Consider the following 25,769-nt stretch of genomic DNA (forward strand, 5'->3'; position numbering starts at 1 on the left):
TCCAGAGCGGGCGTGCGTTCCGGAATCGTTCCGCTGGGCCCCGGATTCCGGTGAAATTCCGTACGTTCACGGAACGCGCAGACCCTGCATGAAATGCTACGAAACGCATTGCTCAGCAGGTCAGAGCCCTAGCAGCCTTGTGATCTGCTCAGGCGCTTTCGGCGGTGAACATCCACGCGTGCTTCTCCAGGTCGCCCGTCAGGCCGATCAGGATGTCCTGGGTGATCGGGTCCGGGTCGCCGGTGGACTGGATGCGCTCCCGCATGCGCGTGATCACCGCGCCCAGGGCGTCCACCAGGATGCGTACGGCGTCGGCGTCCTTGACCAGGCCCTCGGGCACGCCGGCGATGGCGCTCGTCGACGCGACCGTGGCCGCCCGGCCGTCCGGGGTCACGCCGAGGGCGGAGGCGCGCTCGGCCACCACGTCGGAGTGGGTACGGGCCGAGGCGACGACCTCGTCGAGCTGGAGGTGGACGGACCGGAAGCGGGGGCCGACGACGTTCCAGTGGACCTGCTTGGCCACGAGGCCTAGGTCGACGAGATCCACCAGCGCGCCCTGCAGTGCTTCGCCGACGGTCTTCAGGTCGGCATCCGACAGGGCACTCTTCACGACGGACACGAGGTTCTCCAATGTGCGGTGTCCCCGGCGGCCGGCCCGGCGCTACGGGAGGGCCCTGCCGCTGAAGAACGGATTTCCGAGACGAAACATCGATTACCCGGATTACTCGGGCTAAAACGGATGCTCCACGAAGGAAGAGCGTGGCGCACCCGGCCGGCGCCCCCGGCGGAGCGGGCACGCGGCGGGCCGCCGACCCGCTGGTCAGTCCGGCCAGGTGCCCGTCAGGCGGCGGACGCCCGTGGCTCCCGCGCGGTCGACGGCCGCCTTCACGACCGCGAACACCGCGCCCTGGATGGCGGCGGCGAGCAGGATCTCCCGCCAGGTGCGGTCCTCGTCGGTCGCGTTCGGGGCGTCGTCATCGTCACCGACGACCTTCCAGATCTGTTTGACGGCCGCACCCGCCGCCATGCCGCCCGCGATTCCCAGCAGGAGGCCGACCGGCCTGTACGCGACCTTGGACGTATTCATCGGTTCCTCCTCCTGGCCCGGCGCAGCAGGGCCAGCGTGGCCACTACGCCGACCGTGATCAGGGCGGTGCGGTGGCGGCGCGCCACCGCCGCGATGATCCGGCCCTTCTCGCGGGCCTGCTCGGGGGTGCTTTCCTGAACCTTCGCCGCGACCGCCGAGGCCGACGCGGTGAGCTGGTCCCTGGTCTGCGCCGCCGTCTCCCGTACGGGCCCCGGCGTCTTCTCGTGCGCCGCCTCCACCACGTGGGCGGCCGCGTCGTGGACCTGTGTCTTCACCTGAGCGGTCCGGGCCTTCACCTGGGACTTCACCTCGGCGGCCTTCGCCCTGGCCTGCGCCTTGACGTCGGCCTTCGCGGCGAGGGCCTCCACGGTGTGGCCCAACTCCTCCCGTGTCACCCGTACTTGTTCGCGCAGCTCCGCGGGGGTGGGGGCGGAGTGCTTCCTGTCGGCGTGGTCCTCGGTCATCGGTGTGCCCTTTCCCTGATCTCGGCCACGTCGGCCTCCACGCTCCGGATGGTCTGTTCGGGAGGCGGCGGGGTGGCCCGGCCGATCCGCTCCCGGACGGAGCCGTGCCTGGACGGGTTCACCATGGGATCGCCTTCCGGTGCTGTCGTTATGACGCGCCTACCCCGGCCGCCGCGGGTCAGTCGCCGCGGGCTCCCCGCGTTGTGGGTCGCCCCGGCTCCTGGCTCCCGCTCCCGCTCCGGAAGCCGGCGCCACCGCGGCCGCTCCCGCCCGCCAGGTCACCCGTACGGCGGCGGACGGTAGCCTTCCGGGAGTCCGCCGAGAGGCGGGCGGGCGGGCGGATCCTCGGAAACTCAGGGCCGGGGAGGCTGCGGATACGGAGGCGGGAGCGGCATGACCGGGGCGGGTACCCACCGTGCGCGGGCCGGGCGGTCGTCGATCTCACCCCGATGGACGTGATGATGCCGGGGACGGACGGGTACACGGCCACCGCGGAGATCCGCCGGAGCCCCGGCCACGCGGGCCTCCCGGCCGCCGCGGTCACTGCGGTCACACCGGTGACCGCGGTCACACCGGTCACCGGCAAGGCGATGCCGGGCCCGCGCCGAGGCGGACCGCGGCCGGCACACCGCACCAACGAGAAGGGGACATGGTGAGCACCCCGTACAGCCCGTCGCAAGAACCCGAGGCGGCCCAGCCCCCGCCCACGCGGACCGGTACGCCCGAACAGGTCCTCGTGTCCGTACCCCTCCCCGGGCTGCCCGCGCCGCCGGCCCCGCCCGACTCGGCGGTCGGCCGGCTGGTGGCCACGGTGGAGCGGCTGCGCCGCGAGGTGCGGGAGGCCGACGCCGCCGCCGACGGCCGTGCCCTGATCGAACTGGCCAAGGGCATCCTCGTCGAAAGGCTCCGCTGCGGCCCCGCCCACGCGGCGGAGCAACTGGACCGACTCGCCGGCCGGTCGGGCGTGTCCCGGCTGGAACTGGCCGCCGACGTCGTCAACCAGGCGTCCCGGGACCGGGTCAGCGAGCTCGCCGCCGACTTCGCCGAGCGCACGAAGGAGCCCCCGTCCGCAGACCCGGAGGCGCTCCCGCTCTCCGTACGGCTGCGTACCGCCGAGAGCGGCGTCCTCGCCGCGGGCGACACCCAGGCGGTCGCACGGTCCCTGTTGGAGAACGCCCTCGACCCGCTGGGCGTGGTGGCCGTCGCGGTGTGGACGGCCGGAACCGACGGATCGCTCGTCCTCGCCGGGCACGCCGGCTTCCCCGAGGCGGAGGCCGCGCGCTGGCGCTACGTCCCCCCGGAGGTGGGTACCTTCGCCCGGCTGGCCCTCACCGAGCGCGGCCCGGTCACCTCGCACCACCCCACGGACCGGGACGCCCCGTCCCTGGGCCGCCACACCTGGCCCGAGGGAGGCCGGATCGCCCTGCCGTCCGGGTCCGGCGGGCGGGTCCACGGCGTGCTGGAGGTCTGCTGGCCGGTCCCGCTGGCCCCCCAGCCGCCGCAGGTCCTGCGCCAGCTGGAGGCCCTCGCCGAACTGTGCTCCCACACGCTGCACGACCTGCCCGCGCCCGAACGGCCCCACACGGCTCCGGCCGCCTGGCCGGAGCTGGAGGAGCTCACCGATCTCGTCGACAACCTCCACGACCCGGCCCTCGTCCTCACCCCCGCCATGGACGGCCGGGGGAACCTGACCGACTTCCGCATCCAGCACGTCAACGAGCGGTTCGTCGATCCGGCCGGCCGGCCCCGCGGCGCCATCAGCGGTTCCCTGCTGCTGGAGGCGTACCCCACGGCCGCCGGGGACAACGGCCTGTACGAGAAGGCCGAGCGGGTCCACGCGACCGGTGAACCGCTGCGCAACCAGCGGACCACCCTCACGGCCCTGATCGGCCAAGTCGCCCTGCCGGCGGTCGCCGAGGTCAGCATCAGCCGGCACGGCGGAGCCCTCCTGCTGCTGTGGCGGACCGAGGACGAGACGGCGCGCCTGGCGAGCCTGCTCCAGCACGCCCAGCGGCTCGGCTGGGTCGGTGGGTTCGAGGAGAACCTCACCGCCGGACGGATCACCTGGAACAGCCAGCTGTTCGACATCTACGGAAGACCCGCCACGGCCCGCCCCGTCCCGATGGAGGAACTGCCCGACCACGCCCACCCCGACGACGGCGTCGACATCCGGCGCTTCCTGAGGACCGTCCTGCACCACCGGCGCGACGCGTCCGTCGACTTCCGCCTCCAGCGGCCCGACGGGATCACCCGGCACATCCGCGTGGTCGCCGAACCGGTCCTCGACGCGCAGGAGGGCCTGGTCGCCGTCCGGGGCGCCTACCAGGACATCTCCGCCCAGCACTGGACCGAGGTCGCGCTGGCCGCGACCCGCGACCGGCTCGCGTACACCGAGGCCGAGTCGGCCGACCGGGTCCGGCTGACCCTCCAGCTCCAGCAGGCCATCATGCCCCCGGCCCCGGCGCCGCTGGAGGTGCCGGGCATGCGGATCGCCGTACGGTACCGGCCGGCCGAATCCGAGGCGCTCGTCGGCGGCGACTGGTACGACACGGTCCTGCTGCCCTCCAAGGAGGTCATGCTGTGCGTCGGCGATGTCGCCGGGCACGGCATCGGCGCGGCGACCGGGATGGTGGTCCTGCGCAACGCACTGCGCGGACTGGCCGTGACCGGCGCCGGCCCCGGACAGCTGCTGTCCTGGCTCAACCGGGTCGCGCACCGCCTCACCGACCAGGTGACGGCCACCGCCGTCTGCGGCCTCTACAACCCCGAGACCGGGATCCTGCGCTGGGCACGGGCCGGGCACCTGCCGCCCGTCCTGATCCGCGGCGAGAGCGTCACGTCGCTGCCGCTGTCCGAGGGCCTGCTGCTCGGTGTGCTCGACGACGTCACCTACACCGAGCAGGAGATCCGGCTGGAGGGGGACGATACCCTGCTGATGTTCACGGACGGACTGGTGGAACGCAGGGACCTGCCGGTCAACGAGGCGGTGGGGGAGTTCCTCGTCCGCACCAGGGACGCCCCCCGTGACCTGGAACGGCGTCTCGACCGGCTGCTCACCCACAGCAAGTCCGACACGGACGACGACACCTGCCTGATCGGGATACAGCTGGTGTGACGGGCGCGGCGGGAACGGCGGAGAAGGCGAACGGCGGAGAAGGCGAACGACGGAGAAGGCGGACGGCGGAGTCGATGGAGTACGAAGGAAGGCAGCACCCGGGGGTCGCGCACGAGCTGCCGAGCACCGTTGCCCAGGCTCGCGCGCGGGTCCGGGAGCTGTTCGAGAGCGTCCCCCCGGAGCGGGCGGGTACGGAGGAGGGACTCACCGACATCCTGCTGGTGACGTCGGAACTCGCCACCAACGCCATCCGCCACGGCGGTGGCCTCACCGGCTTCGGCGTCCGGCTGGGGGCGGACGGACTCGTACTCACGATCGCCGACGCGAGCCCGCTGATGCCGGTCGCGCTCCTCAGGGAGGAGGGGTACACCGGCCCGGGCGGGTTCGGCTGGCCCCTGATCTGCCGACTGGCCAAGGACGTCTCGATCACCCGGCTGCCCGGGGGAGGCAAGAGCCTGGAGGTGCTCATGCCCGTGCGCTGAGGGCGGGCGCGCGGGCCGGGCGGCCGGGCCGGGCAATCCGGGGGCCGCCCACCGGCGCCCGGAAGCCAACGTGCATGGTTGGTACAGGCCATGGGTAGTCCATGGCCGCACTGAACGAAGAAGAGGGGAGTCCAGGGTGACTGCCGACCGCTGCCATGTCGAAGTGCTGGATCAGCAGGACGGGGTGCGCGTCGTGGTGATGACGGGCGAGTTCGACCTCGACAACGCCGGTCCGCTGCGTCTGGCCCTGGATCCGCAGGCCGAAGGCGTCCGGCGTTTCGTCGTCGACGTCACCGAGGTGTCGTTCGCCGACTCGATCACCTTGACGATCCTGCTCCAGGCGACCCTGGCGCGGGACGTCGTGCTTGCGGGGTCGCAGCCCTCCCACCTCGCGCAACTGCTCAGACTCACCGGCGCCGACCGGGTGTTCGCCGCCGCGCCCTCCGTGGCCGAGGGACGCACCATGATCCTGCCGCCCCGGGCGGCGCGGTAGCCGGCCGCGTATCGCGGGGCGCGGCGTCGCGGGGCGCGGCCGTCGCGGTGTCCGACCCCGCGACGGCCGCCTTCGTCTCCCGCCGACGTCAGGGCCGCAGGCCGCGCGCCGCGCGTGCCTTCGTACCGCGTGCCCGCGCCGCGCGGGCCCACGGGCCGGGGGAGCGGCCGGGGGCGGCGGGCAGGGACCCGGGTACGGCGCCCAGGGGCTCGGGTGCGGCGGCCGCCGGGGACCGGCGCTGGAGTTCGGCGTTGAACTGCGCGCCGATGAGCAGCGAGAGGTTCCCGAGCCACAGCCAGATCAGGAAGACGACGATCCCGGCCAGGGACCCGTACACCCTGCTGTAGGTGCCGAGCCCGCTCTGGCTGTACAGGGTGAACAGGAAGGATGCGGTGAGCCACAGCACCGCGGCCAGCACACCGCCGGGCAGCCCCCGCCGGGTGCGCCCCGGGCTCAGCCGCGGCCCCGTGCGGAACAGCACCAGCACGAGCGCCGTCACGACGAGCAGCAGAGCGGGCCAGCGGGCGACCGCCCAGGCCCCGCTGGTGTCGTGGCCCAGAAGTTGCGAGAGTTTGCGCGCCGCCGGCGCCGACAGCAGCAGGAGCGCGGCCCCCGCCAGCAGCAGGGCCAGCAGGGTCAGGGCGGTCAGCACGATGGTGTGCGCGGTGCGCAGCGGCGGCCGCGAGTCCGGTACGCGGTGCATGGTGTGCAGGGCACGCCGGAAGACCGCGAGGTAGCTGGACGCGGACCACAGCGCGCTGAGCAGACCGCTGATCAGCAGCGCCCAGGTGGAGCTCTGCGAACTGACCAGGCCGGCCAGCGCCTCCTGGAGCACCTGGGCGGACTGCGGCGGCAGGTACGAGGTCAGGTCGGAGACGAGCCGCTCGCGGGTCGGCGTACCGGCCAGGCCGAACAGGGAGACGGCCACCAGCAGCGCCGGCAGGAGGGCCAGCACCGAGTAGTAGGTCAGCGCGGCCGCGCAGTCGGAGAGGTTGTCGTGCCAGCCGCGGACGACGGTGCCGCGCAGCACGCCGCCGATGCGCGCGCGGAAGGGCACGGTCGGGCGCGGCGACGGGGGTGGAGGGGAGGGCGGCGAGGGGAGCGGAGGCGGCGACGGGACCACTGCGCGCTCAGATTCCGGACCCGGACGCGGGCCGTGCGTGAGGAGACATGGGACCCGTCTACCCCCAGCCCGGTCCGGCATACGACGGGGACGGTGAAATGAATCAGTCCATCAATAGTGGCAAAACGGCGGAAAACGGGAAGTGCGACGAGGGACGTCCCCTCTCACGGCCGCACCGCGGCAGACAGGCAGGCAACAGCGTGCTCATCGATCTCGCCGGGAAGACCGCACTGGTCACCGGCTCGACCCAAGGCATCGGCGCGGCGATCGCGGCCGGCCCTGGAGATCGACGACGCCGAGTGGCGCCGCTACTTCGAGACGAACGTGCTCACGGCCGTCCGGACCACCCGGCACTACCTGCCGGGCATGATCGGATGCTCGTGGGGCCGCGTGCAGAACATCGCCAGCGACTCGGCCGTGGCGATCCCGGCGGAGATGATCCATTACGGCATGTCCAAGACGGCCTTCCTCGCGGTGTCGCGGGGCTTCGCAAAGGAGGCCGCGGGGACGGGCGTGACCGTGAACTCGGTCATCGCCGGACCCACGCACCCGGGAGGGGGCGAGGACTTCGTCTACGGGCTCGTGGACCCGGACCTTCCCTGGGACGAGGCCCAGCGGGCGTTCATGCGCGAGTACCGGCCCCGGTCACTGCTGCAGCGGCTCATCGAGCCGGAGGAGATCGCGCACATGGTGGTCTACCTCAGCTCGTCCTTCGCCTCGGCGACCACCGGCGGCGCCCTCCGCGTCGACGGCGGCTACGTCGATTCGATCCTTCCCTGAGGACCGGCCGCTCGGCCGTATCGGAGCAGCCGGCCGTTTCTGTGCAAGCGCTTGTGTGTAAAGGCGGGACGGCGGGGCAGCAGAGGCTCTGGAGGTTGATAACAATGGTTCCCCTGCTTCTTGTTCTTCTGCTCGCCCTGATCCTGTTCGGTGCCGGTTTCGCCCTGAAGGCATTGTGGTGGATCGCGGTCATCGTGCTGGTCGTCTGGCTCGTCGGCTTTGTCGCCCGCCCCAAGGGCAGTAGCGGTCGTTGGTACCGCTGGTAGCCGCTGTCGCCTTTGGTGGCCGGCCTGTCGGGCCATCGGCCGTTCGATATCGAGGAGTTGTCTTTACATGACGAACAACGTGTGGGCCTATCGCCAGACTTCGGGTCATCTCCGTGGCACCGACCTGACCGGATTCAAGGTCGAGGCGACCGAGGGAGTCATCGGCAAGGTCGACAAGCACTCCGACGAAGTCGGTTCGTCCTACCTGGTGGTCGACACCGGTGTATGGATCTTCGGCAAGGAGATCCTTCTTCCGGCGGGCGCCATCACGAAGGTCGACGTGGACGGGAAGAAGGTTTACGTCGACCGGACGAAGGACGAGATCAAGGGCGCTCCGGAGTTCCACCGGAACAAGCACCTGGACGACGCCGAGTACCACGAGCAACTCGGCGTCTACTACGGCACGGGCGTCCCGTTCGGCGGCCGCCCCGCCTGATGTCTGTTGCCCGACCCGGGGGCCCGCACTACGGTGCGGACCCCCGTTGGCGTGCCGGAAGTGCGTCCAGGTCAACCGGCGCGGCCGTACCGGACGTTCCCGCTCCAGATTCGCTCCAGCCGTACGCGGGTGCCCGGGCGGGGGGCGTGCCAGATCTTGTCGTGGCCGGCGTAGATGCCGACGTGTTCCACGGTCGAGCCGTTGGGAAAGAACACCAGGTCCCCCAATGCGCGGTTGCTGCGGGAAACATGCGAGGTCTGCTCGTACTGCTGCTCCGCGGTGCGGGGCAGACGTCTTCCCGCTTTCCTGAACGAATAGATCATGAGGCCCGAGCAGTCGAACCGTTTGGGGCCCGTCGCCCCGCGGGCGTACGGGGCCCCTTCCTTGGAAGCCGCAACGGCGACCGCTCTGGCGCCGTACTGCGGAGCCGCGTTGGCGGGTGACGCGGGGTCGGCCAGTATGCCGGCTGTCAGGGCGAAGAGGAGCGGAAAGACGCGAGGGATTCGAAATCTGGCGGCGCGGCGAGCAAGTGGGTAACCCTGTCGAGTCTTACGGGAGTCGGCCCTCGGGACGGACATCGTAGTACCTCCGCGTTCGGATGCAGATAGCGGTCGATCGGATACCTGAAGGCCCTGCTTTCAGTGACGTGATTCCTGGCGTTCAACGGCCGACAGTTTTCTCCGATGGCGTCCCGAATTCCTTTCCGGACATGGTTTGGATTGTATCGATTCTGTAACAGATCTGCGAATATATGCAAAAACGACACGCGTTGACGTCGGCGTGTCGGGACCCGGGAAGGTGTCGCGTCCACGAGATGCCCCGCCGCGGGAGAGGGGAGTCGCGGAGTCCGGACCGTGACGGCGGTGCGCGACGCGAAGCGTGCCGACCGCCGAACAGGCCTGATGGGCAACGGGGTTGGCGGCGGAGTTGGGCGGCGCGCGGCGGGTCGGCCGCAGAGGGGGAAAGGCGCCGGCGCGGCCCTCGCGTGCCGCGTACGGGGTCGGGCGGAACAGCGTTCCGCGCGCGGAGGCACCGCCACCCGTACGCGTGCCGGGTGCGCAGTCGTGGGGGCGCGGGTGACCGGCCGTCACGCGGACGCCGCCGCACCGCGCCGCCACCACGAGCGGCAACTGCCCCCTGCGGTGCGCGGGCCGGCGTCGCCGGCCCTGACGGACCCGTCGGACGCTTCGAGAGCGCGGCCCGCTGCACGGCGGACGTCCCAGGGGACGGGGCTCTTCGCCACCGGCCCGCCCGGCGACGCGCACGGGTCCGGGGCACACGGTGTCGCGGGGAGCCCGGCATCGCCGGGCCGGGTTCGGCGGAGCGGACGGCGGACCCGGAACGTGCCTGCCGACGCCTGGTGCGGGGCGTCGTCCCGGGTCCGGCGGGTCAGGGCTGCCGGATCGCGGACACCTCGAACTCCAGGATCACCTTGTCCCCGACCAGGACGCCGCCGCCCTCGAGGGCGGCGTTCCAGGTGATGCCGTAGTCCTTGCGGCTGATCGCGGCCGAGCCCTCGAAGCCGACGCGCAGGTTGCCGTACGGGTCCGTGGCGCTGCCCTGGAACTCGAAGTCGATGCCGAGCGGACGGGTGACGTCCTTGATGGTGAGGTCGCCGGTCAGCCGGAAGTCGTTGTCGCCGAGCCGCTGCACGCCGGTGGACACGAAGGTGATCTCGGGGAAGGCCGGCGCGTCCAGGAAGTCGTTGGTGCGCAGGTGGCCGTCGCGCTGCTGGTTGCGGGTGTCGATGCTCGCGGCCTTGATGGTGATCTCGGCGGAGGACTTCGAGGGGTCCTCACCGTCGAAGTGCCCGCTTCCCTCGAACTCGTTGAACGCGCCGCGCACCTTGGTGACCATGGCGTGCCGGGCCACGAAGCCGATCTGGCTGTGAGCCGGGTCGAGGGTGTAGTTCCCGGTCAGTGACGCGAGGGGGGTGGTGGTCATGGGCCTGCTCCGCGGGGGCTCGGGGACGGGGACGAAATGCGCTCGTCCACGCTAGCCACGCAGACCGCGACACGCGTTCGACCGCGCCCGGACGTCACCCGATCGGCCAGAGCCGGTGCCCGGCGGCCGGCAGCGACGTACCGGGCCGTACCGGGCCGTACCGATTCGCGTCGTCCCGGGCCGTACCGCGTCGTGCGCTACCGCACCGCGCCCGGCTGCTTCCCGCCGCGCCGCGCCGGCCGCGTCCCCACCGTCCTGTACGGTGCCCGGCGGCCAGTCGTCCGTGGGCGCGGCGGAGGCACCGGCCGGGCCGAGTTCGCCGGCGGTGTTCAGCCCTGCGGGTCGGTGGCGATCTCGTCGCGGATCTGGTTGCGGTGCTCCTCGTACACGAGGCGCGCCTCGTCGCTCGGGACCGCACCCGTGTCCAGGCCGCACAGGCACGTCACCGTGGTCTTGCCGGTGGGCAGCCGCCCGCTCCACTGCTGCGCGGGGGTGTCCTGCGAGTCGAGCGCCGTGTCGTGGTTCTCGTAGCGGAGTTTGTGCCGGTAGGCGGGCGTGCGCGGCTCGCGCGGGAGGGACGCCGGGCCGGTGCTGTCGAGGGTGGATCGGTACTCGCTCATGCGCCCATCATCCCGTGTCGGTGCGCTCCTGCCGCAAACCCCCGCCCGGGACACGGCCCGATGGGTGCACGCACGGCCCGCCGGGGAGCGTACCGGCCGCGTCCGGGGCGCGTCCGGGGCGCTCACGCGGCCGTCCGCAGGCCCCGTACGGCCCGTCGCCCCGGGGCTACTCGTCCACCAGCGACAGGACGTTTCCGGCCGGATCCCTGAACCAGGCGATCGACGGCGTGGAGCCGGCCTCCCCGCGGGCGATGCCCTTGGCGTCCTGGCCGAAGCCCGGATAGCGCTCGAACTCGACGCCGAGGGCCGCGAGGGCGTCGACCCTGTCCTCGATGTCGTCCACCGGGAAGTTGAGCACGGTGAAATCCGCGGGCCGGTGGTCGTCCTTGGGGTACAGCAGCACGCTGCCGCCGCCCCCGAGGTGCAGGAAGAGCATGCCGTGCTCCTGGGTGACCCGCAGACCGAGCGTTGTGCCGTAGAACTCCTCCGCCTTCCCGACGTCGTCCACCGAGAACCCGCTGAAGGCCTTCGTGTCCCGGAACATGATCACTCCTGTCGCCGCTGCGGCCCCTTCCCATCGTGCCCCGGCGGCCCGCGGGCGGCGCGGGCAACGCCCGGGAGGCCGTTCGCCGGCGCGGGGCGGCTCCGGGCCGGGACGAGTTCTCACGGGCAGGTGTAGGCGCCGGGCGGCACGGGGAGGAAGGTGGCGGGCGCCCGACCCGGGCACCTGGGCGGCTCCGATCCGGGCCGCTCGCTGAATCGGACAGAAGGACGAGCATGGCCAGCGGTACCGTGAAGTGGTTCAACTCCGAAAAGGGCTTCGGCTTCATCGCCCAGGACGGGGGCGGACCGGACGTCTTCGCCCACTACTCCAACATCTCCGGCAACGGATACCGCGAACTGACCGAGGGCGAAACGGTGTCGTTCGACATCACGCAGGGCCAGAAGGGCCCTCAGGCGGAGAACATCATCCGCGCCTGAGCACTTCCTCCGGGTCCTCCACCCCTTCTTTCGCCGACGGGGCCCGCACCACCGGTGCGGGCCCCGTCGCCGTGCGCGCGGGCGCACCCGGGCCCGGGGAGGCCCGGGGCGCCCCGGCACACGGCTACCGGGCCGGCAGCGCGCCCGCGACCGAGGCCGGGACCGGCGCGAGACCGGCCGGGCGGGTGGTGAACGTACCCCGCCCCTGGGTACGGCCGCGCAGCCGCGAGGCGTAGCCGAACAGCTCGGCCAACGGCACGGTCGCCGTGATCACCGCAGTGCCCGGAGCCGACGTGGACCCGGTGACCCGCCCGCGGCGTGCCGCGAGGTCCCCGAGGACGCTTCCCACCCCGTCCTCCGGGACGGTGACGGTCACCTCCACGACCGGTTCCAGCAGCTCCACCGCGCTCGCCCGCAGCGCCTCGCGCAGCGCGAACCGCCCCGCCGCCCGGAACGCGAGCTCCGAGGAGTCCTTGGAGTGCGTCGCCCCGTCGGTGAGCGTGACCCGCAGCCCCGTCACCGGATGCCCGCCGAGGGGACCCTCGCCGAGGGCGTCCCGGCAGCCGGCCTCCACGGCGCGCGCGTACTCCTGCGGCACGCGGCCGCCGCCGACCGTCGAGCGGAAGGCGAATCCCGGCGCCCCGTCCTCCTCCCAGGGTTCGACGTCGATGACGACATGGGCGAACTGGCCCGCGCCGCCGTCCTGTTTGACGTGCCGGTAGACCAGGCCCGCCACCCCGCGCACGACGGTCTCCCGGTAGGAGACCTGCGGCCGGCCGACGACGACCTCGACCCCGTGGCCGCTGCGGATCTTCTCCACCGCGACCTCCAGATGGAGCTCGCCCCTCCCCGACAGCACGGTCTGACCGGTCTCGGCGTCGGACCGCACGACCAGCGAGGGATCCTCCTCGGCGAGCCGGGCCAGCGCCGACGCGAGCCGGCCGGTGTCGGTGCCGCGGCCGGCCTCGACGGCGACGGAGACCACCGGTTCCGCCACCGAGGGCGGTTCGAGGACCAGCGGCGCCCCCGGAGCGCACAGGGTCGTGCCCGCCCGGGCCGCCTTCGGGCCGATCACGGCCACGATGTCACCGGCGACCGCCTCCTCCCGTTCCTCGTGCCGGTCGGCCTGTACCCGCAGGATGCGGCCGACCCGCTCCGTACGGCCCGTGCCCGCGTCCAGTACGGACTCGCCCTTGCGGAGCGTGCCCGCGTAGACCCGCAGGTAGGTGAGCCGTCCGGTCGCCGTGGCCGTCACCTTGAACGCGAGCGCCGCGAACGGCTCCCGCGGGTCGGGCGCGCGCACCTGCTCCGCACCGCCCGCCACACCCCGTACGGGCGGCATGTCGGCGGGCGACGGCAGGTACGCCAGGACCGCGTCGAGCAGCGGTTCGATGCCGCGGTTGCGGTACGCCGAACCGCACAGCACGACCACGCCTTCGCCGCGCAGCGTCAGCTCCCGCAGGGCGCGGGCCAGGGTCGGGCGGGTCAGGGCCGATGTCGCGCAGAACTCCTCCAGCGCGTCCGCATCGAGTCCGGCCACCGTCTCCTCCAGGAGCCGGCGCCTGCGGTCCGCCTCCTCGCGCAGCGGTTCGGGGACCGGCCCCGTCTCGTACGTGTCGGAGCCGGCGTGCCAGAGCAGTGCGCGCATCGCCAGCAGGTCGACGACACCGGTGAAGCCGTCCTCCCGTCCGACGGGCAGCTGGACCACCAGGGGAACCGCGCCCAGCCGGTCGCGGATCGAGGCGACGGCCGTGTCGAGGTCGGCGCCCACGCGGTCCAGCTTGTTGACGAACGCGATCCGGGGGACCCCGTACCGGTCGGCCTGCCGCCACACCGTCTCGCTCTGCGGCTCGACTCCGGCGACGGCGTCGAACACCGCGACCGCCCCGTCGAGGACCCGCAGGGACCGCTCGACCTCGTCGGAGAAGTCGACGTGGCCCGGAGTGTCGATCAGGTTGACGCGGTGTCCGCTCCAGGAACAGCTGACGGCCGCGGCGAAGATGGTGATGCCGCGGTCGCGTTCCTGCGCGTCGAAGTCGGTGACGGTCGTGCCGTCGTGGACCTCGCCCCGCTTGTGGACGGCGCCGGCCGCGAACAGGATCCGTTCGGTGATCGTGGTCTTGCCGGCGTCGACGTGGGCGAGGATGCCCAGGTTGCGGACGGTGGTGGCGGGGGAGGCGGTGGCGAGCGGTCGCCGGTCGGTGCGCATGGCCCGAGGCCTTTCGAACGATGAGGAAGAGGGCGGCGCGATTCCCCGACGGCGGCCCCGCGCCCGCCCTCACCGCGCCGGTCCGGCCGGGCACGCCGGTGCTCCGCGGAAACGGGGAGCACCGGTCGGCCACAGCGGGCCGCGCCGCCGGTACGGAGTCCGGGCGGGCGGGGCAGGGGCGAGCGGGGGCGGACGCTGAGCGAGCGTCAGGAGGTACGGTGGCGGCCGCGCGGCAGCCACCGCGCCCCGTGAGACACCGGGATCACGTCGTACCGGGACGGGTGAGCGAACGCGGCGGCGGTGCGGTGCGTGCACATGGTCCGGCTCCCCTCCTCTTCACTCGGTTCGAGCGGTGCGCCGCCCTGTCGGCGGTGCCAGGGGCGAGTGTAGTGAGCGAAGTCCGCCCGGGGCACGGGGTTTTCCCGCGGGGCGGGACAGACCGAGGGCCCGCGAAGTGAAGGTCTCCCCGGGCCCTGGGCCGCATACACCGCGGGGGACGCGGGTGTGTATCTGCGACATGAAGAGAAACGATCCTCCGCGGTTCGGGTTACGCGGTTCGACGGAAGCCGTCTTCCCGCCGCGGCCGGGCCGGGCCGGGCCGCGTACGTGGCGCGAGGGGCGCCGTAAGGTTTCCGTCACCTCCTCCGACCTGGTCCCAGGCGTCCCGGACCCGTTGAATACAGGGGACGGATTCTTTCGAGGAGGCAGCACCAATGGCAGCACCAGTGGCAGGAACGAAGCGGCGGCGCGGCAGGCTGTTCACGGGCGGGCTCGTCGCCGGGGCCCTGGTCGCGGGCGCGGGGCTCTACTGGTTCCAGCCCTGGAAGCTGTGGCAGGACACGACCGTCAACGAGGCCCTGCCGGCCGCCCCCGCGGCCGCCGCCCCCTCCGGTGCTCCGTCCGGTGCCGCGGCCCCCACCGGCCCCGCCGCCTCCACCGCGACGCTGGCCGGCGGGACGTTCACCAGCCACGAGCACGCCACCACGGGCAAGGCCGCCCTCATCCGGCTGCCCGACGGCTCCCACACGCTGCGGCTGGAGGGCCTCGAGACCAGCGACGGTCCGGACCTGCGGGTATGGCTGACCGACGCCCCGGTCCTGGAGGGCGTCGCGGGCTGGCGCGTCTTCGACGACGGTGCGCACGTGAGCCTGGGCAAGCTGAAGGGCAACAAGGGCGACCAGAACTACGCGATCCCGGCCGATGTGAACCTGGCCGCCTACACCAGCGTCACCATCTGGTGCGACCGGTTCGACGTCTCCTTCGGCGCCGCCGCCCTCACCCGGGTCTGACCCCGGATTCCGGCCGCCCGGGTCCGCGCCGGCGAACGGAGACGTGAGTCGTGGTGCCTGCCGCCGCCCTACGTGTTCAGCTGCCACACGGCCGCGTTGAGGGCGGTGGCGAAGGCCACCCACAGCAGGTAGGGCAGGAACAGGAGCGCCGCCACGCGGCTCAGCCGGTGGAAGCGGACCAGTGTGATGGTGACCGCCGCCAGCAGCAGGACGATGTCCAGCAGGGCCAGACCGAACTGGCGGGCGCCGAAGAACAAGGGCGTCCACGCCAGGTTGAGGACGAGCTGTACGCCCCACCAGGCAGTGCGGCCCGTGCGCGGGCGCGGTCCGGGTGGCGCCAGACGAGCCACGCCGCGACGGCGATCACGGCGTACAGGACCGTCCACACCGGCCCGAAGACCCATCCGGGCGGAGCCCACGCCGGTCGTCGCAGCGACCCGTAGACGTCGCCCGCGTCGGCGGAGGCGACGGCGCCCAGGGCGGCGACACAGAAGGTCACGGCGAGAAAGGCGGCGAAGGCTGCCCAGCTCTTCGCCCCGCCCCGGCGCCCCGGCGTCGGGGACGGGTCCGGCGTCGGGTCCGGTGTCGGTCCGGTGTCGGCGTCGGGTTCGGTGTCGCGGATGCTGCCACGGCTGGCTCCTGGTGGTTTCGGCGTGCTCCGGGGTGGGTGGGCGCCGCCCGCACGGGTGTCGACCGCCGGGCCGGCCCCACCCCTCCTCTTCCGCCCCGGCGCGCTCGTCGGATTCGCCGCCGCCGGGGGAACACGACGCGTCCGGGTCCGCGGCCCCGCCTCCGCTTCGAAGGCCGTCGCCGGTGTGGCGGGGCAACGACGGCGACCGGCCGCGCTGACGCACGCTTGACCGGAGTGACCGCGGGGCACCCGCCCCGTACGGACGCACCACGAGGAGCCGCTGTGACGGAGCTGGACGCCTTCACCGAAGGACTCGACGGCCCGGTGTACGTGGTCACGGCCGCCGCCGGGGGCCGGCGCGCGGGATGCCTCGTGGGGTTCGCCTCGCAGTGCTCGATCCACCCGCCGCGGTTCGTGGTCTGGCTGTCCACCGCGAACCACACCTACCGCGTCGCCCGCGAGGCCTCCCACCTCACCGTCCACCTGCTGCGACGGGACCAGGCGGCGCTGGCGAAGCTGTTCGGGGGGCGGACCGGAGACCGGGTCGACAAGTTCACCCGAACGCCCTGGCGTCCGGGGACGGAGGGCAGCCCGGTCCTCGCGGAGGCAGACACCTGGTTCACCGGCCGTGTCGAGGGGCAGATCGAGGGCGGTGACCACGTGGGTTTCCTCCTGGCCCCCGTCCGCGAGGGACCTCCCACCGAGGGCCCGCTCCCCGCCCTGCTCCGGTACAGCGACGTACGCGACGTGGAGCCCGGGCACGCGCCCTGATCCGTCGCGGGAGCCCCGCCGACGGGCGTCACCGGGAGCCGGAGCCGGAGCCGGAGCGGGATCGGGAACGGGTGAGGGCGCGGGCGCGACGGGCGAGGCGGTGCAGACGGGGGTAGCGCTCGCGCCGCGCCCGCGCGTGCCGGTCCAGTTCCTCCATCAGCCGCTCGGAGCGCTTGTCCACGCTCAGCTCGTCCAGTACGCGGTCCGCCTCGGCGAGCAGGGCCCCGTACAGCTGCCACTGCCCGGGGTGGCGGTCCATCTCCTCCGGCAGCAGGGCGGCGAGGCGCGCGCGGCTGTGGCGGGCGGTGGCCAGTTCCTCGGAGAGCCGGGACTCGGCCGCCTCCGCGTTGGCGCTGACCTGGGCCGTGATGAGCTGCGCGAAGGACTCCACCGCGACCGCCGTGTGCCGGTACAGGTCGTTCAGCGCGAGGGCCACCTTCGGGGGGAAGAGCGGCTCGTCGCCGCGGGCCCGGGCGAGGTCGGTGAGCGTACGGCAGGACACGCGCAGCACCACCGCGCAGATCTCGAGCGTGTCGAGCCCGGTGCGCAGCACCAGGCGGAAGAGGAGCCCCTCGCGGACACGGGGGTTGAGCCGCAGGCTGTCCTCGGCCTGCCGCAGCGCCCCGTCGACCTCGGCGATGTCGTTGTCGAGCCGGCGGGCCTCGTGCAGCCGGGCGGCAGCCTTCTCGACCGTCACGGTGTCGCCCGATTCCTCGCCGATGTGCAGCAGCAGGGTGCGCATGCGCGTGGCCAGGTCGGTGATGGCCTCACTGGCGGGACCGACCCAGACCGGCGGGACGAACAGGACGTTGAACGCGAGGCCGACCGCGGCGCCGATCAGCGTCTCCAACACCCGGTCCCAGGCCGTGTCCGCGACCCGCGTCACCCCGAGGACCAGCATGGCGCTGATCGCCACCTCCGGGACGAACTCGCCCGCCTTGACGACCCGGCCGACGACGAGCGAGGCCAGGATGATCAGGCCGAGGCTCCACCACGTCAGTCCGACCAGGGCGCTGAACCCGATCGCGAGCAGCACCCCGGCGACGACCGAGTTGACGCGCCGGATGCCCGTCGTGAGGGTCGTGTACAGGGTCACCTGGACGACGAGCAGCGCGGTCAGGGGCGCCGTCAGCGGAGCCGGTTCGCTGCTGAGCCGCAGAGCGATGACGTACGAGACGACCGCGGCGGCGGTCGATCGGACCGCCTGGACGACGGCCGGCTCCCGGTACCGGCGTACGAGGTGGAGCAGACGGGCAGTTGCATGTGTCATACGCCGTGCCTGCCCCGATCAGGCGAAACCATCACCCCCGGGTTCACCCGGTCCGCCCGCGGCCGGGGGCGCGCCCCCGGCCGCGGACCGGACCCGCCGTGCATCCTCCGGGGCGTCGGCGGCGGAATCACTCCCGTATCCGGTACCCAGGAGGACGGGGACGGACGGAGAGCGGAGGACATCGTGGACACGCGTCGGGCGAGTCGGAACGTACTGGTCGTCGGAGCGGGCCTGGCGGGACTGGCCTGCGCCCGCGACCTCGCGGCGGCCGGGCTGTCGGTACAGGTGCTGGAGGCCGGTGACGGCGTCGGCGGACGGGTCCGCAGCGACCGGGTGCGGGGCTTCGTCATCGACCGCGGGTTCCAGGTCTTCAACACGTCCTATCCGCAGGTCAAGGCGCGGATGGACCTGCGGGCCCTGCGGCTGTCGGCGTTCACGCCCGGGGTGGTGACCCACAGGGGTGCGGGTCGGCTGCGGCGGCTCGTCGATCCCAGCCGGCGTCCGCGCGAAGTCAGGCAGTTGCTCACGGGCGGTGTGTCCCCCCGGGACCTGGCCGCCCTCGGCGCACTGTCCGCACGCGACCTGTGCGCCCCGGCGGCGCTGCTCCGCAGGGGCGGCCGGGAGCGTACGACGCTGGAGGTGCTGCGCGGGGCCGGGTTCTCGGACGCGTTCGTCGAGGAGTTCTTCCGGCCGTTCCTGTCCGGGGTGTTCCTGGAGGACGAACTCGAGACGTCGGGCCGGGTCTTCCACCTCGTCTGGCGCAGCATGCTGCGCGGGACGCTGTGCCTGCCCGCCGGTGGCATCGGGGCGGTGCCCGGGCAGTTGGCCGACGGCCTGCCCCCGGGCGCCGTCCGCCTGGAGACCGCCGTCACCGCGCTCACCGACGACGGCGTGCTCACCGCGGAGCACGGCGAACTGGCGGCCGCCGCCGTGGTCGTGGCCACGGGGCCGGGCGCCGCCCGGCGTCTGCTGGACGGCGTCGAGCCGGCGCCGTACCGGACCGTGACGACCTATTACCACGAGGCGCCCGGCCTGCGCGGGTACGGGCCGGACCTGGTGACGGACACGGCGCGCAGGTTCCTGAACACCTGCGTCCAGAGCGAGGTGTCGCCCGGCTACGCGCCCGCCGGTACCTCCCTGGTCGCCACCTCCGTACTCGGACCCGGCTCGCCCGGTACCGGAACGGCGCTGCTCGGCGTGCTCGCCGAGGTGTACGGGCGGGACACCGCGCACTGGGAGGAGGTGGCCGTGCGCACCGTCGAGGAGGCGCTGCCGGCCATGACCGGCGCGTGGCCGCTCTCGCGCCCTTCCTGGGCCGGCCGCCGCCGGTACGTGTGCGGGGACCACCGCGCCACCGGCTCGGTGCAGGGCGCCCTCGCCTCCGGGGCCAGAGCGGCCCGCGAGGTACTGGCGGACCTGGCCGGGCCGGCGCGCTGACCGGCCCGGCCGGCCGACGCGTGCCGGAGCAGGGCGGGGCGGGGCCGGGGGGCGGGCGCGCGGCCGTGGTCAGGCCATCAGCGTCACCAGCTGCCGGGCGGCCCGCGCAGGGCCGAGCGAGCGGACCTGGCGGCTCAGGCCCGCGAGGGCCTGCCCCGGGGAGTCCAGCAGCGACGCCACGGCCCTGCCCACGTCGTCGGCGCGCAGCCCGTGCGGGTCCAGGCACAGCCCGGCGCCGGACCGCTCGGCGTCGTGGGCGATGGAGAACTGGTCGCTGGAGAACGGCAGCACCAAGGCCGGTACCCCGGCGGCCAGGCACTCCGTGAACGAGTTGTTGCCGCCGTGGTGGACCATGGCGTCCACCCGGGACAGCAGGGCCTGCTGGGGGACGGTCGCCGCGATGGCCTTACGGGGCCCCGCCAGGTGCGCGAGCGCGTCGGCCCGGTCGCCCGCGGCCAGGACGACCGACACGTCCGGCCGCGCCGCGAGGACGCCCCGGCACACCGTCTCCAGTACGTCCTCCCGGGCCGGCAGGAAGGTGCCGAGCGCCACCAGCACCACGCGGCGGCCCGCCCGCCGCAGCCGGCGCAGCTCCGTCTCCCAGAACGGGCCCGGTCCGGCCGGATCGGCACGCGTGCAGTGCCCGCTGAACACGTACCGCGGGTCCTGCGCCGGTCCGGGCAGCCAGTCCAGCCGCGGATGGTTCAGGACCACGGCGTGCGGAGAACTCAGGGAGAACGCCCGGCCGGGCGCGGGCCGGTGCGGAGTGTGGCGCGCGGCGAACGCGGCGAACAGCGCGGTGAAGGCGATGTCGTTGGCCCGGTCCTCCCGGCGCAGCGCGAGGAGGTCCGACGCGGCGGGCCGTACCGCCCGCGGCCAGGCGTACGGCACCCCGAACAGGGCGCCCGCGGAGTGCGTGAGGTAGCTCGGGTGCCCCGGGCAGAACGTCGCGTACGGCAGGCCGAGGCAGTGCAGCGCGAGCGTCACCGCGTAGCTCAGCTGGTCGACCACGTACCAGTCGGCGGGCCACCGGGCGTGCAGCGCGCGCAGCTCCGACAGGACGCGTTCGGGTTCCGCCAGCATGTCGGCCCGGCGGTGACGGGCCTGGGCGAGGAGCGCGGGAACGGCTCCCGCGCGGGTGGCGTCGAGGAACTCCTCCAGGCGCGCCGCCTCCTCGCGCCCCTGTTCCGTGCGCCGGGCGATGCCCGTGTTCGCGTTGCGGGTGACCGTCAGCGCTGTGAAGGCCGCGCCCGCGGCCGCGGCCAGGGGGACCGCCGGCCGGACCTGGTGCACGTCCGGTACGCCGACGACGGCTCCCTCGCCGTCGCGGAGGCCGCCCGGCGGCTGGGGGCCCGCCTGGTCTTCACGGCCACGCCGGACCCGCACCGCCGGGTGAGTGAACGCCACGCGGGCGACCGTGCCCGTACGGCGGCCGGCCGGGAGGAACTGCGCCAGGACCTGCACCGCGTCTTCGCCGCCGACCGCCTCGTCGAGCGGGCCGACGAGGTCGTCGGGATCCCCGGCCCCGGCGGCACGGCCGAGCTGGTCCGCCACTTCCCGCAGCTCGCGGGCGTACGGGAAGGCAGGGGGCCCGCCGCACCGCCGGAGGGCATCACCGCCCACCGGCCCCTGCCCGACGAGCACCCGCGCGGCGAACGCCTGCTGGAGCGGCTCTTCAGCGCCGGGGACCGGCCGGCGGCCCTGGACCCGGCAGCCCGGGGACTGCCGCTCCTGCTGACCGTCGGCAGGCTGCACCCGCTCAAGCAGCAGCACGTGCTGGTCCGCGCCTGGATCGAATCCGGGCTCCACCTGCGCTCCACGCTGGTCGTCGTCGGCGGATCGGCCCGCGCCGACACCGCGGACGCGGCGGAACGCGAGGTGCGCACCGCCATCGCGGGTCTGCCCGTCGCGGCGACGGGCCGCGGGGGCGTACCGCACTACCTCCGGGGCACGGTCAACGGCCTGCTCCTGGACACGTCCTCGGCTCCGCGGCTGGCGCGGGGGTGGAAAGGCTGCTCGCGCTGCCGGACGACGCCGTCGCCGCGATGACGGCACGGGCCGCCGAGACCGTCCGGGGCGAATACTCCATCGAGGCCGCCGCCTCGGCCTTCGCCTCGGTCTACGCCGGCCTGGCAGGGCGGGCGGAACGCGAATGCCTCCCGGCCTGAGGCCGGGAGGCATTCGTGTGAGACCGGACGGCTACCAATAGTGACGCCTCCCGCCGACGCCGTGACCGACGGCCCCCATGATCCACAGGACGGCACCGATGACCACCAGGATGATCCCGAGGGTCCAGAGGATGGAGATGCCGAGGAGCCAGCCGATGATCAACAGGACGATTCCGAGTGCGATCATGTTTTTTCTCCCATCTCGCGATCGGCTTCTGCCCCGTCCCGGCGACGCCATGCCTGCCCGGGGCCTCCAGCCGGAATCGGGGGAGCGCGACCGCCCTGAACGGCCCTCCGGCCTTCCCGCACCGGGCGAAGCGCTGCACGAACGCTGCACGAACGCTGCGCTCGGCGCGCGCTCCCCGGGGGTCCCCATACTGGAAGGCGGGGGTACCGGACCCGGGGGGCACAGGAGGGCACCATGAGCGCACACCCGGTTCCGCCGGAGGAGACGCCCCCGGTGGAGGGCAGCACCGCCGAGGCCCACCCCGAGCGGCCCGACGGGGGCCTGTGGGAGCACCCCCGGTTCCTGCTGACGCTCATCGTGATCGGCGCCGTCCTCTTCGCGGGCTTCTTCGCGGCCCGCATCGCGGGCTTCTGACCCGGCATACCGAACCCGGCGGCCACGGCCGGGCCCTGGCGCGGCGCGTCGGCGGCCCGCACCGGCCCGTACCGGCCCGCAGTGGTTGACGCGACGCGTCAGCGCACCTCGTCGAGCAGGCCGGTGGCGACATCGAAGACGAAGCCGCGGACCGCGTCCGTATGCGGGACGAAGGGGCTCGCCCTGATGCGGCGCACGGACTGCCGGACGTCCTCGTGCGCGTCCGCGAACGCCTCGGCGGACCACGGCGGACGGATGCCGGTCTCGTCCGCGACCCGTTGTTTGAACGCGTCGTCGGTGAAGGTCAGCATCCCGCAGTCGGTGTGGTGGATGAGGATGATCTCCTTCGTTCCCAGGAGCCGCTGGCTGATGGCCAGCGAGCGGACCTCGTCGTCCGTGACGACCCCGCCGGCGTTGCGGATGACGTGCGCTTCGCCGGGCTTCAGGCCGAGGGCGCCGTACACGTCGATCCGGGCGTCCATGCACGCGATGACGGCCACGTGCCGGGAGGGGGGAAGGGGGAGCGGACCGGTGAAGGAAGCCGCATAGGCCTTGTTGTTGGCGAGGTACTCATCGGTGACGGACATGCCGCCTCGCTCTCTCGTTGGCGTTACGGCCAAACTACTGACGCGGGAGCGCACCCTGAGGACTCCGTTCCGCCCGCCACACGACCGCAACACTCCCGCAACACTCCCGCATCACTCCGGCCCGCTCCCCGGCCGGCCGGACCGCGGGGTCCGCAGGGCGAGGGCCGCGCAGTGGCCCTCCGGGACCAGGACGTCGGTCAGGGTCCAGCCGGGCAGCGGGGCCGGGACGGGCCCCGAGCCGACGTAGTCCGCGGCGGGGTTCTCCGACAGACCGACCCCCAGGCCCTTGAGGTAGGCCTCCTTGCGGGTCCACACCCGGGTGAAGGCGGGCGAGCGCTCCCCGGCGGGGAGGACCGCCAGTTCGGCGGCCTCCCGCGGGTGCAGTACGTCCGACAGCTCCGGGATCGTGCGCGACGCCACCAGCTCCTCCACGTCCACCCCGACCGGGGCGGCCGCGAACGCCAGCAGGCTGATCCCGGCGCAGTGCGAGAGCGAGAAGTGCAGCGCGCCGCCCGGGAGTACGGGCCGCCCGTGCGGCTCGTCGCAGTGGGCGCAGGGGGCCCGCTCGACGGTGACCTCGCGCGGGGCGAGGCCCAGGTACGCGCCGAGCAGCCGCCGCAGCGCGACGTGCGCGCAGACGTACGAGTCGCGGTCGGCCGCCCGTACGAACTCGGCGGCGCGCGCCAGCTCCTGCGCGTCCAGCGTGCCCGGGGCGTGCCGGGCGGCGTGCACCCGGTAGTCGGTGGTGTCCACGAGCCACAGCTGCGGGCTCGCGGCCACCAGGACGGCGCGGGCCGGTCCGGGGTCCGACAGCCTTTCCGGCATCAGGAGTTGCCGTGTGACCAGTGCCATCGGGTCCTCCTCAGACGGCCGCGGGGACGGGGATCTCCACCGGCGCCGGCTCCTCGGCCCGCGCGGGGTGCCGCAGGGCGATGACCGCCGCCAGCGGCGAGACGAAGGCGATCGCACCGCACAGCAGCCAGGTGGTCTGGATGCCCAGGACCAGGGAGAGCGAGCTGAAGACGGCGATGGAGATGGGGGCGGTGCCGATGCCGGCCAGGGAGAGGGTGGACATCGCCGCGCCCATCCGGTCCTCGGGGGCGGACTGCTGGTACAGGGTGACGATGGCGGGCCCGTTGAGCCCGGACAGCAGGCCGACCCCGGCGGCGACGGCGGTGAGGGAGGCCACGGACGGCATCAGGGCCATCACCAGGATTCCGGCGGCGAGGCCGACCCCGGTGACGACGAGGCGTACGAACATGGGGATGCGGTGCGCCATCGCGGCGCCGACGGCACTGGAGCCGAGGGCGCCCACGCTGAACGCGGCCAGCACGATGCCCACGGCGGCCACGCCCCAGCCGCGTTCGGAAACCAGCAGCGGCAGCGCCACCTCGGCGGGCCAGCTGAAGGCCAGGTCCAGGCAGAGGGCGGCGATGAACATCCAGCGCAGCCGGGGGTTGCGGGCCAGCAGCCGGAACCCGTCGCCGGACCGCTTGACCAGGGAGACGCCGGGCTCCGGCTTCGGGCGGACGAAGCCGTGGGTGACGTGCAGCAGGCAGCCGAGCCAGATCGCGCCGGTGACGGCGCCGGCCGCCATGGCCAGCCACAGTTCGCCGACGGTGATCAGGAAGGCTCCGGCCGGGGCGCCGAGGATGGGCGCGACGCGCAGGACCATGGCGTAGAGGGAGTTCGCGCGGGCCAGCTGGTCGCCGCGGGCGAACATCGGCAGCAGTACGCCCGAAGCGGGACCGGCCAGCCCGAGGAGCACCCCCTCGATCAGGGCGATCACCACCAGCGGCCACAGCTGCTGCGACGTGGCGGTGACGACGGCTCCGACGGCGAGCAGGACGACGCGGGCGGCCGTGGTCCGCAGGAGGACGAAGCGCGGCCCGAGGGTGTCGGCCACCGCCCCGCCGAAGATCAGCATGAGGGCGCGGGGCACGGTCGCCGCGAGCATCAGCAGGGTGACCGCGCGGGTGCCGCCGAGCTCGACGGCGGTCCAGTTCATGGCGATGAGCAGGGCGAAACTGCCGAGCTGGACGGCGGCTTGGCCGCCGACGAGGGAGCCGACCCGGCCCCACTGGACCGGCGCCGATGCCTGCGGCCGCGGAGCCTGCGGTTGTTCGGCCTGCTGTGCGGGGGTGTCCATGGTGCACCTGTTCTCTGCGAGGGGTGAGGGACGGAGGGGTGAGGGACGGAGGGGTGGGGAGGAGAAGGGTGGTTCAGCCGCGCTGGGGGCTGGCCAGGGCGGCGGCGACGGCCCGGCGGGCGGCGCGCGCCAGGTCGGAGCTCCGGGGTGCGGAGCCGGTGGTACGCAGTTCCAGACGGCCGCCGAGGTGGCCGAGGCCGGCCGAGCCGAGGGCGCGGTACGCGGCCGTGGCCGCCACGGCGGCGGAGCCGGCTCCGGGCACGGGGCCCACGGTGACCCCCGGGACCTCCGAGAGCCGGAACCGCCCGCGCACGCACGCGGCGTGCCCCCGGCGCCCGCCCGGCCCGTGGCCGCCGGCCCGCCGGCCCGTGCCGTGCGGGGCGGCCCGCCGGCCGCCCGGCCGGTCCGGAACGGCCGACGGGGCCGGTCCCGCCCCGCCCCGTACGCCGGCCACCGGGCCGTACCGCCCTGCGGCGGTCTCCACGAGCGCGCCCGAGGCGGGTTCCGGGGCGGGCTGACGGGTGAGGACGTGGCCGGGCCGGGCGGGTGCCGGGCCTGGCCACGTTCCGGGCCCCGTATCGGACGGTCCGGCCGCGAGGGCCGGACGGGGAGCCGGTGTGGGTTCCGGGCCGGCCTGCCGGGCGAGCCGGTGACCATCGCCGTGGCCGGGTGGCGTTCCGGGCCCCGCGGCGGGTTCCGCGCTGGTTCCCGAGGCGGGGTCCGGGGCGGGCGTCGTGCCGGGCCCCGGGCCGGGTCGTCGCGTGGCGGGTTCCGCGCAGGTTCCCGAGGCGGGGTCCTGGGCGGGGTGCCGGGTGAGGGCGTGGCCGCCTTGGGCGGGGTCCGGGGTGGGGCGGGGAGTGGTGGGG

General features: G+C 73.8%; 29 protein-coding genes and 2 pseudogenes. 13 read left to right on the forward strand and 18 right to left on the reverse strand.

Features of this window, described 5'->3' with window-relative positions:
- Positions 1 to 148: 148 nt before the first annotated feature.
- The 3 genes from OTB16_RS35825 to OTB16_RS35835 all read right to left on the reverse strand — a co-directional run bounded on the left by OTB16_RS35825 (position 149) and on the right by OTB16_RS35835 (position 1,551).
- Positions 149 to 619, reverse strand: a complete 471-nt coding sequence (locus OTB16_RS35825; RefSeq protein ID WP_267726673.1) for a Dps family protein — start codon at positions 617 to 619, stop codon at positions 149 to 151.
- A gap of 201 nt (positions 620 to 820) precedes the next feature.
- Positions 821 to 1,087 (reverse strand): DUF4235 domain-containing protein, encoded by a 267-nt coding sequence (locus tag OTB16_RS35830; RefSeq protein ID WP_267726674.1) that lies wholly within the window; start codon positions 1,085 to 1,087, stop codon positions 821 to 823.
- Positions 1,084 to 1,551, reverse strand: coding sequence for a DUF3618 domain-containing protein (locus OTB16_RS35835; protein WP_267726675.1), 468 nt, complete (start codon positions 1,549 to 1,551; stop codon positions 1,084 to 1,086). The genes OTB16_RS35830 and OTB16_RS35835 overlap by 4 nt, the downstream gene beginning before the upstream one ends.
- 649 nt (positions 1,552 to 2,200) lie before the next feature.
- Between OTB16_RS35835 and OTB16_RS35840 the strand changes: the two genes are divergently transcribed.
- From OTB16_RS35840 to OTB16_RS35850, 3 genes are all read left to right on the forward strand, one after another.
- Positions 2,201 to 4,666, forward strand: a complete 2,466-nt coding sequence (locus OTB16_RS35840; RefSeq protein WP_267726677.1) for a SpoIIE family protein phosphatase — start codon at positions 2,201 to 2,203, stop codon at positions 4,664 to 4,666.
- Positions 4,667 to 4,740: 74 nt separating this feature from the next.
- Positions 4,741 to 5,148 carry an ATP-binding protein gene (locus tag OTB16_RS35845; protein ID WP_267726679.1) on the forward strand — a complete coding sequence of 136 codons (408 nt, stop codon included), beginning with the start codon at positions 4,741 to 4,743 and terminating at the stop codon, positions 5,146 to 5,148.
- 136 nt (positions 5,149 to 5,284) lie between these two features.
- A complete protein-coding gene (locus tag OTB16_RS35850) occupies positions 5,285 to 5,641 on the forward strand; it encodes an STAS domain-containing protein (protein WP_267726681.1) in 357 nt (118 codons plus the stop codon).
- A gap of 88 nt (positions 5,642 to 5,729) precedes the next feature.
- Here OTB16_RS35850 and OTB16_RS35855 read toward each other — a convergent pair whose 3' ends face one another.
- Positions 5,730 to 6,698: a YihY/virulence factor BrkB family protein gene (locus OTB16_RS35855; protein ID WP_267726682.1), complete on the reverse strand. Its 969-nt coding sequence runs from the start codon at positions 6,696 to 6,698 to the stop codon at positions 5,730 to 5,732.
- A gap of 333 nt (positions 6,699 to 7,031) precedes the next feature.
- Here OTB16_RS35855 and OTB16_RS35860 point away from each other — a divergent pair.
- The 3 genes and pseudogenes from OTB16_RS35860 to OTB16_RS35870 form a co-directional block, all read left to right on the forward strand.
- A pseudogene (locus OTB16_RS35860) lies at positions 7,032 to 7,544 on the forward strand (SDR family NAD(P)-dependent oxidoreductase); the annotation flags it as partial.
- A gap of 104 nt (positions 7,545 to 7,648) precedes the next feature.
- Positions 7,649 to 7,810, forward strand: coding sequence for a DUF5670 family protein (locus OTB16_RS35865; protein ID WP_267726685.1), 162 nt, complete (start codon positions 7,649 to 7,651; stop codon positions 7,808 to 7,810).
- Between the two features lie 67 nt (positions 7,811 to 7,877).
- Positions 7,878 to 8,246, forward strand: coding sequence for a PRC-barrel domain-containing protein (locus OTB16_RS35870; protein ID WP_267726687.1), 369 nt, complete (start codon positions 7,878 to 7,880; stop codon positions 8,244 to 8,246).
- A gap of 71 nt (positions 8,247 to 8,317) precedes the next feature.
- On the opposite strand, the gene OTB16_RS35875 is transcribed toward OTB16_RS35870, so the two are convergent.
- From OTB16_RS35875 to OTB16_RS35890, 4 genes are all read right to left on the reverse strand, one after another.
- Positions 8,318 to 8,824 carry a C40 family peptidase gene (locus tag OTB16_RS35875; RefSeq protein ID WP_267726689.1) on the reverse strand — a complete coding sequence of 169 codons (507 nt, stop codon included), beginning with the start codon at positions 8,822 to 8,824 and terminating at the stop codon, positions 8,318 to 8,320.
- A gap of 811 nt (positions 8,825 to 9,635) precedes the next feature.
- Positions 9,636 to 10,190 (reverse strand): YceI family protein, encoded by a 555-nt coding sequence (locus tag OTB16_RS35880; RefSeq protein WP_267726691.1) that lies wholly within the window; start codon positions 10,188 to 10,190, stop codon positions 9,636 to 9,638.
- Between the two features lie 329 nt (positions 10,191 to 10,519).
- Entirely contained in the window at positions 10,520 to 10,810 is a 291-nt protein-coding gene (locus OTB16_RS35885; RefSeq protein ID WP_267726692.1) for a hypothetical protein, read from the reverse strand.
- Positions 10,811 to 10,976: 166 nt separating this feature from the next.
- Positions 10,977 to 11,354 carry a VOC family protein gene (locus tag OTB16_RS35890; RefSeq protein WP_267726694.1) on the reverse strand — a complete coding sequence of 126 codons (378 nt, stop codon included), beginning with the start codon at positions 11,352 to 11,354 and terminating at the stop codon, positions 10,977 to 10,979.
- 233 nt (positions 11,355 to 11,587) lie between these two features.
- On the opposite strand from OTB16_RS35890, the gene OTB16_RS35895 reads away from it, so the two are divergent.
- A complete protein-coding gene (locus OTB16_RS35895; protein WP_267719484.1) occupies positions 11,588 to 11,791 on the forward strand; it encodes a cold-shock protein in 204 nt (67 codons plus the stop codon).
- 124 nt (positions 11,792 to 11,915) lie between these two features.
- On the opposite strand, the gene fusA is transcribed toward OTB16_RS35895, so the two are convergent.
- Positions 11,916 to 14,000 (reverse strand): elongation factor G, encoded by a 2,085-nt coding sequence (gene fusA, locus OTB16_RS35900; RefSeq protein WP_267726695.1) that lies wholly within the window; start codon positions 13,998 to 14,000, stop codon positions 11,916 to 11,918.
- Between the two features lie 713 nt (positions 14,001 to 14,713).
- On the opposite strand from fusA, the gene OTB16_RS35905 reads away from it, so the two are divergent.
- Positions 14,714 to 15,289: a DM13 domain-containing protein gene (locus OTB16_RS35905; protein WP_267726697.1), complete on the forward strand. Its 576-nt coding sequence runs from the start codon at positions 14,714 to 14,716 to the stop codon at positions 15,287 to 15,289.
- 68 nt (positions 15,290 to 15,357) lie between these two features.
- Here OTB16_RS35905 and OTB16_RS35910 read toward each other — a convergent pair whose 3' ends face one another.
- Both OTB16_RS35910 and OTB16_RS39390 read right to left on the reverse strand, forming a co-directional pair.
- Positions 15,358 to 15,639, reverse strand: a complete 282-nt coding sequence (locus OTB16_RS35910; RefSeq protein ID WP_267726699.1) for a TspO/MBR family protein — start codon at positions 15,637 to 15,639, stop codon at positions 15,358 to 15,360.
- A gap of 20 nt (positions 15,640 to 15,659) precedes the next feature.
- Positions 15,660 to 16,322: pseudogene (locus tag OTB16_RS39390) on the reverse strand (TspO/MBR family protein); the annotation flags it as partial.
- Here OTB16_RS39390 and OTB16_RS35920 point away from each other — a divergent pair.
- On the forward strand, positions 16,203 to 16,691 hold the full coding sequence (locus tag OTB16_RS35920) for a flavin reductase family protein (RefSeq protein ID WP_267726701.1): 489 nt from the start codon (positions 16,203 to 16,205) through the stop codon (positions 16,689 to 16,691). The pseudogene OTB16_RS39390 and the gene OTB16_RS35920 overlap by 120 nt on opposite strands.
- A gap of 28 nt (positions 16,692 to 16,719) precedes the next feature.
- Here OTB16_RS35920 and OTB16_RS35925 read toward each other — a convergent pair whose 3' ends face one another.
- Positions 16,720 to 17,961 (reverse strand): FUSC family protein, encoded by a 1,242-nt coding sequence (locus tag OTB16_RS35925; protein ID WP_267726703.1) that lies wholly within the window; start codon positions 17,959 to 17,961, stop codon positions 16,720 to 16,722.
- Between the two features lie 183 nt (positions 17,962 to 18,144).
- On the opposite strand from OTB16_RS35925, the gene OTB16_RS35930 reads away from it, so the two are divergent.
- Positions 18,145 to 19,398 (forward strand): NAD(P)/FAD-dependent oxidoreductase, encoded by a 1,254-nt coding sequence (locus tag OTB16_RS35930; RefSeq protein ID WP_267726704.1) that lies wholly within the window; start codon positions 18,145 to 18,147, stop codon positions 19,396 to 19,398.
- A gap of 69 nt (positions 19,399 to 19,467) precedes the next feature.
- On the opposite strand, the gene OTB16_RS35935 is transcribed toward OTB16_RS35930, so the two are convergent.
- Complete coding sequence (locus OTB16_RS35935) at positions 19,468 to 20,691, reverse strand: glycosyltransferase (RefSeq protein ID WP_267726706.1); 1,224 nt, start codon at positions 20,689 to 20,691, stop codon at positions 19,468 to 19,470.
- Here OTB16_RS35935 and OTB16_RS35940 point away from each other — a divergent pair.
- Together OTB16_RS35940 and OTB16_RS35945 are read left to right on the forward strand one after the other, a co-directional pair.
- A complete protein-coding gene (locus OTB16_RS35940; protein ID WP_267726707.1) occupies positions 20,686 to 21,447 on the forward strand; it encodes a hypothetical protein in 762 nt (253 codons plus the stop codon). The genes OTB16_RS35935 and OTB16_RS35940 overlap by 6 nt on opposite strands.
- Positions 21,444 to 21,566, forward strand: a complete 123-nt coding sequence (locus tag OTB16_RS35945; RefSeq protein ID WP_267726708.1) for a hypothetical protein — start codon at positions 21,444 to 21,446, stop codon at positions 21,564 to 21,566. Before OTB16_RS35940 ends, OTB16_RS35945 begins: the two co-directional genes overlap by 4 nt.
- A 31-nt stretch (positions 21,567 to 21,597) precedes the next feature.
- Here the strand turns inward: OTB16_RS35945 and OTB16_RS35950 are convergent, their stop codons facing one another.
- Positions 21,598 to 21,753: a DUF6131 family protein gene (locus tag OTB16_RS35950; protein ID WP_267726709.1), complete on the reverse strand. Its 156-nt coding sequence runs from the start codon at positions 21,751 to 21,753 to the stop codon at positions 21,598 to 21,600.
- A gap of 234 nt (positions 21,754 to 21,987) precedes the next feature.
- Here OTB16_RS35950 and OTB16_RS35955 point away from each other — a divergent pair, with 234 nt between their 5' ends.
- On the forward strand, positions 21,988 to 22,167 hold the full coding sequence (locus OTB16_RS35955; protein ID WP_267726711.1) for a DUF6480 family protein: 180 nt from the start codon (positions 21,988 to 21,990) through the stop codon (positions 22,165 to 22,167).
- A gap of 98 nt (positions 22,168 to 22,265) precedes the next feature.
- On the opposite strand, the gene OTB16_RS35960 is transcribed toward OTB16_RS35955, so the two are convergent.
- The 4 genes from OTB16_RS35960 to OTB16_RS35975 all read right to left on the reverse strand — a co-directional run.
- The gene (locus OTB16_RS35960) at positions 22,266 to 22,754 is read right to left on the reverse strand and encodes a beta-class carbonic anhydrase (RefSeq protein WP_267726712.1); all 489 of its coding nucleotides are present in this window, start codon (positions 22,752 to 22,754) and stop codon (positions 22,266 to 22,268) included.
- A 111-nt stretch (positions 22,755 to 22,865) separates the two neighbouring features.
- Positions 22,866 to 23,606, reverse strand: coding sequence for a 4'-phosphopantetheinyl transferase family protein (locus OTB16_RS35965; RefSeq protein ID WP_324290237.1), 741 nt, complete (start codon positions 23,604 to 23,606; stop codon positions 22,866 to 22,868).
- Between the two features lie 10 nt (positions 23,607 to 23,616).
- Entirely contained in the window at positions 23,617 to 24,903 is a 1,287-nt protein-coding gene (locus tag OTB16_RS35970) for an MFS transporter (RefSeq protein ID WP_267726713.1), read from the reverse strand.
- A 73-nt stretch (positions 24,904 to 24,976) separates the two neighbouring features.
- On the reverse strand, positions 24,977 to 25,769 hold a 793-nt coding region (locus OTB16_RS35975), incomplete at its 5' end, for a hypothetical protein (RefSeq protein WP_267726714.1).

This window comes from Streptomyces antarcticus, from assembly GCF_026627255.1.
GTDB classification, from domain to species: Bacteria; Actinomycetota; Actinomycetes; order Streptomycetales; family Streptomycetaceae; genus Streptomyces; species Streptomyces antarcticus.

Bases quoted from the DNA above. Each gene is read 5' to 3' on its own strand.
- OTB16_RS35830 (WP_267726674.1), bottom strand. From the start codon at position 1,087: ATGAATACGTCCAAGGTCGCGTACAGGCCGGTCGGCCTCCTGCTGGGA.
- OTB16_RS35835 (WP_267726675.1), bottom strand. From the start codon at position 1,551: ATGACCGAGGACCACGCCGACAGGAAGCACTCCGCCCCCACCCCCGCG.
- OTB16_RS35840 (WP_267726677.1), top strand. From the start codon at position 2,201: ATGGTGAGCACCCCGTACAGCCCGTCGCAAGAACCCGAGGCGGCCCAG.
- OTB16_RS35845 (WP_267726679.1), top strand. From the start codon at position 4,741: ATGGAGTACGAAGGAAGGCAGCACCCGGGGGTCGCGCACGAGCTGCCG.
- OTB16_RS35865 (WP_267726685.1), top strand. From the start codon at position 7,649: ATGGTTCCCCTGCTTCTTGTTCTTCTGCTCGCCCTGATCCTGTTCGGT.
- OTB16_RS35870 (WP_267726687.1), top strand. From the start codon at position 7,878: ATGACGAACAACGTGTGGGCCTATCGCCAGACTTCGGGTCATCTCCGT.
- OTB16_RS35875 (WP_267726689.1), bottom strand. From the start codon at position 8,824: ATGTCCGTCCCGAGGGCCGACTCCCGTAAGACTCGACAGGGTTACCCA.
- OTB16_RS35880 (WP_267726691.1), bottom strand. From the start codon at position 10,190: ATGACCACCACCCCCCTCGCGTCACTGACCGGGAACTACACCCTCGAC.
- OTB16_RS35885 (WP_267726692.1), bottom strand. From the start codon at position 10,810: ATGAGCGAGTACCGATCCACCCTCGACAGCACCGGCCCGGCGTCCCTC.
- OTB16_RS35890 (WP_267726694.1), bottom strand. From the start codon at position 11,354: ATGTTCCGGGACACGAAGGCCTTCAGCGGGTTCTCGGTGGACGACGTC.
- OTB16_RS35895 (WP_267719484.1), top strand. From the start codon at position 11,588: ATGGCCAGCGGTACCGTGAAGTGGTTCAACTCCGAAAAGGGCTTCGGC.
- fusA (WP_267726695.1), bottom strand. From the start codon at position 14,000: ATGCGCACCGACCGGCGACCGCTCGCCACCGCCTCCCCCGCCACCACC.
- OTB16_RS35905 (WP_267726697.1), top strand. From the start codon at position 14,714: ATGGCAGCACCAGTGGCAGGAACGAAGCGGCGGCGCGGCAGGCTGTTC.
- OTB16_RS35925 (WP_267726703.1), bottom strand. From the start codon at position 17,961: ATGACACATGCAACTGCCCGTCTGCTCCACCTCGTACGCCGGTACCGG.
- OTB16_RS35945 (WP_267726708.1), top strand. From the start codon at position 21,444: ATGACGGCACGGGCCGCCGAGACCGTCCGGGGCGAATACTCCATCGAG.
- OTB16_RS35950 (WP_267726709.1), bottom strand. From the start codon at position 21,753: ATGATCGCACTCGGAATCGTCCTGTTGATCATCGGCTGGCTCCTCGGC.
- OTB16_RS35955 (WP_267726711.1), top strand. From the start codon at position 21,988: ATGAGCGCACACCCGGTTCCGCCGGAGGAGACGCCCCCGGTGGAGGGC.
- OTB16_RS35960 (WP_267726712.1), bottom strand. From the start codon at position 22,754: ATGTCCGTCACCGATGAGTACCTCGCCAACAACAAGGCCTATGCGGCT.
- OTB16_RS35965 (WP_324290237.1), bottom strand. From the start codon at position 23,606: ATGGCACTGGTCACACGGCAACTCCTGATGCCGGAAAGGCTGTCGGAC.
- OTB16_RS35970 (WP_267726713.1), bottom strand. From the start codon at position 24,903: ATGGACACCCCCGCACAGCAGGCCGAACAACCGCAGGCTCCGCGGCCG.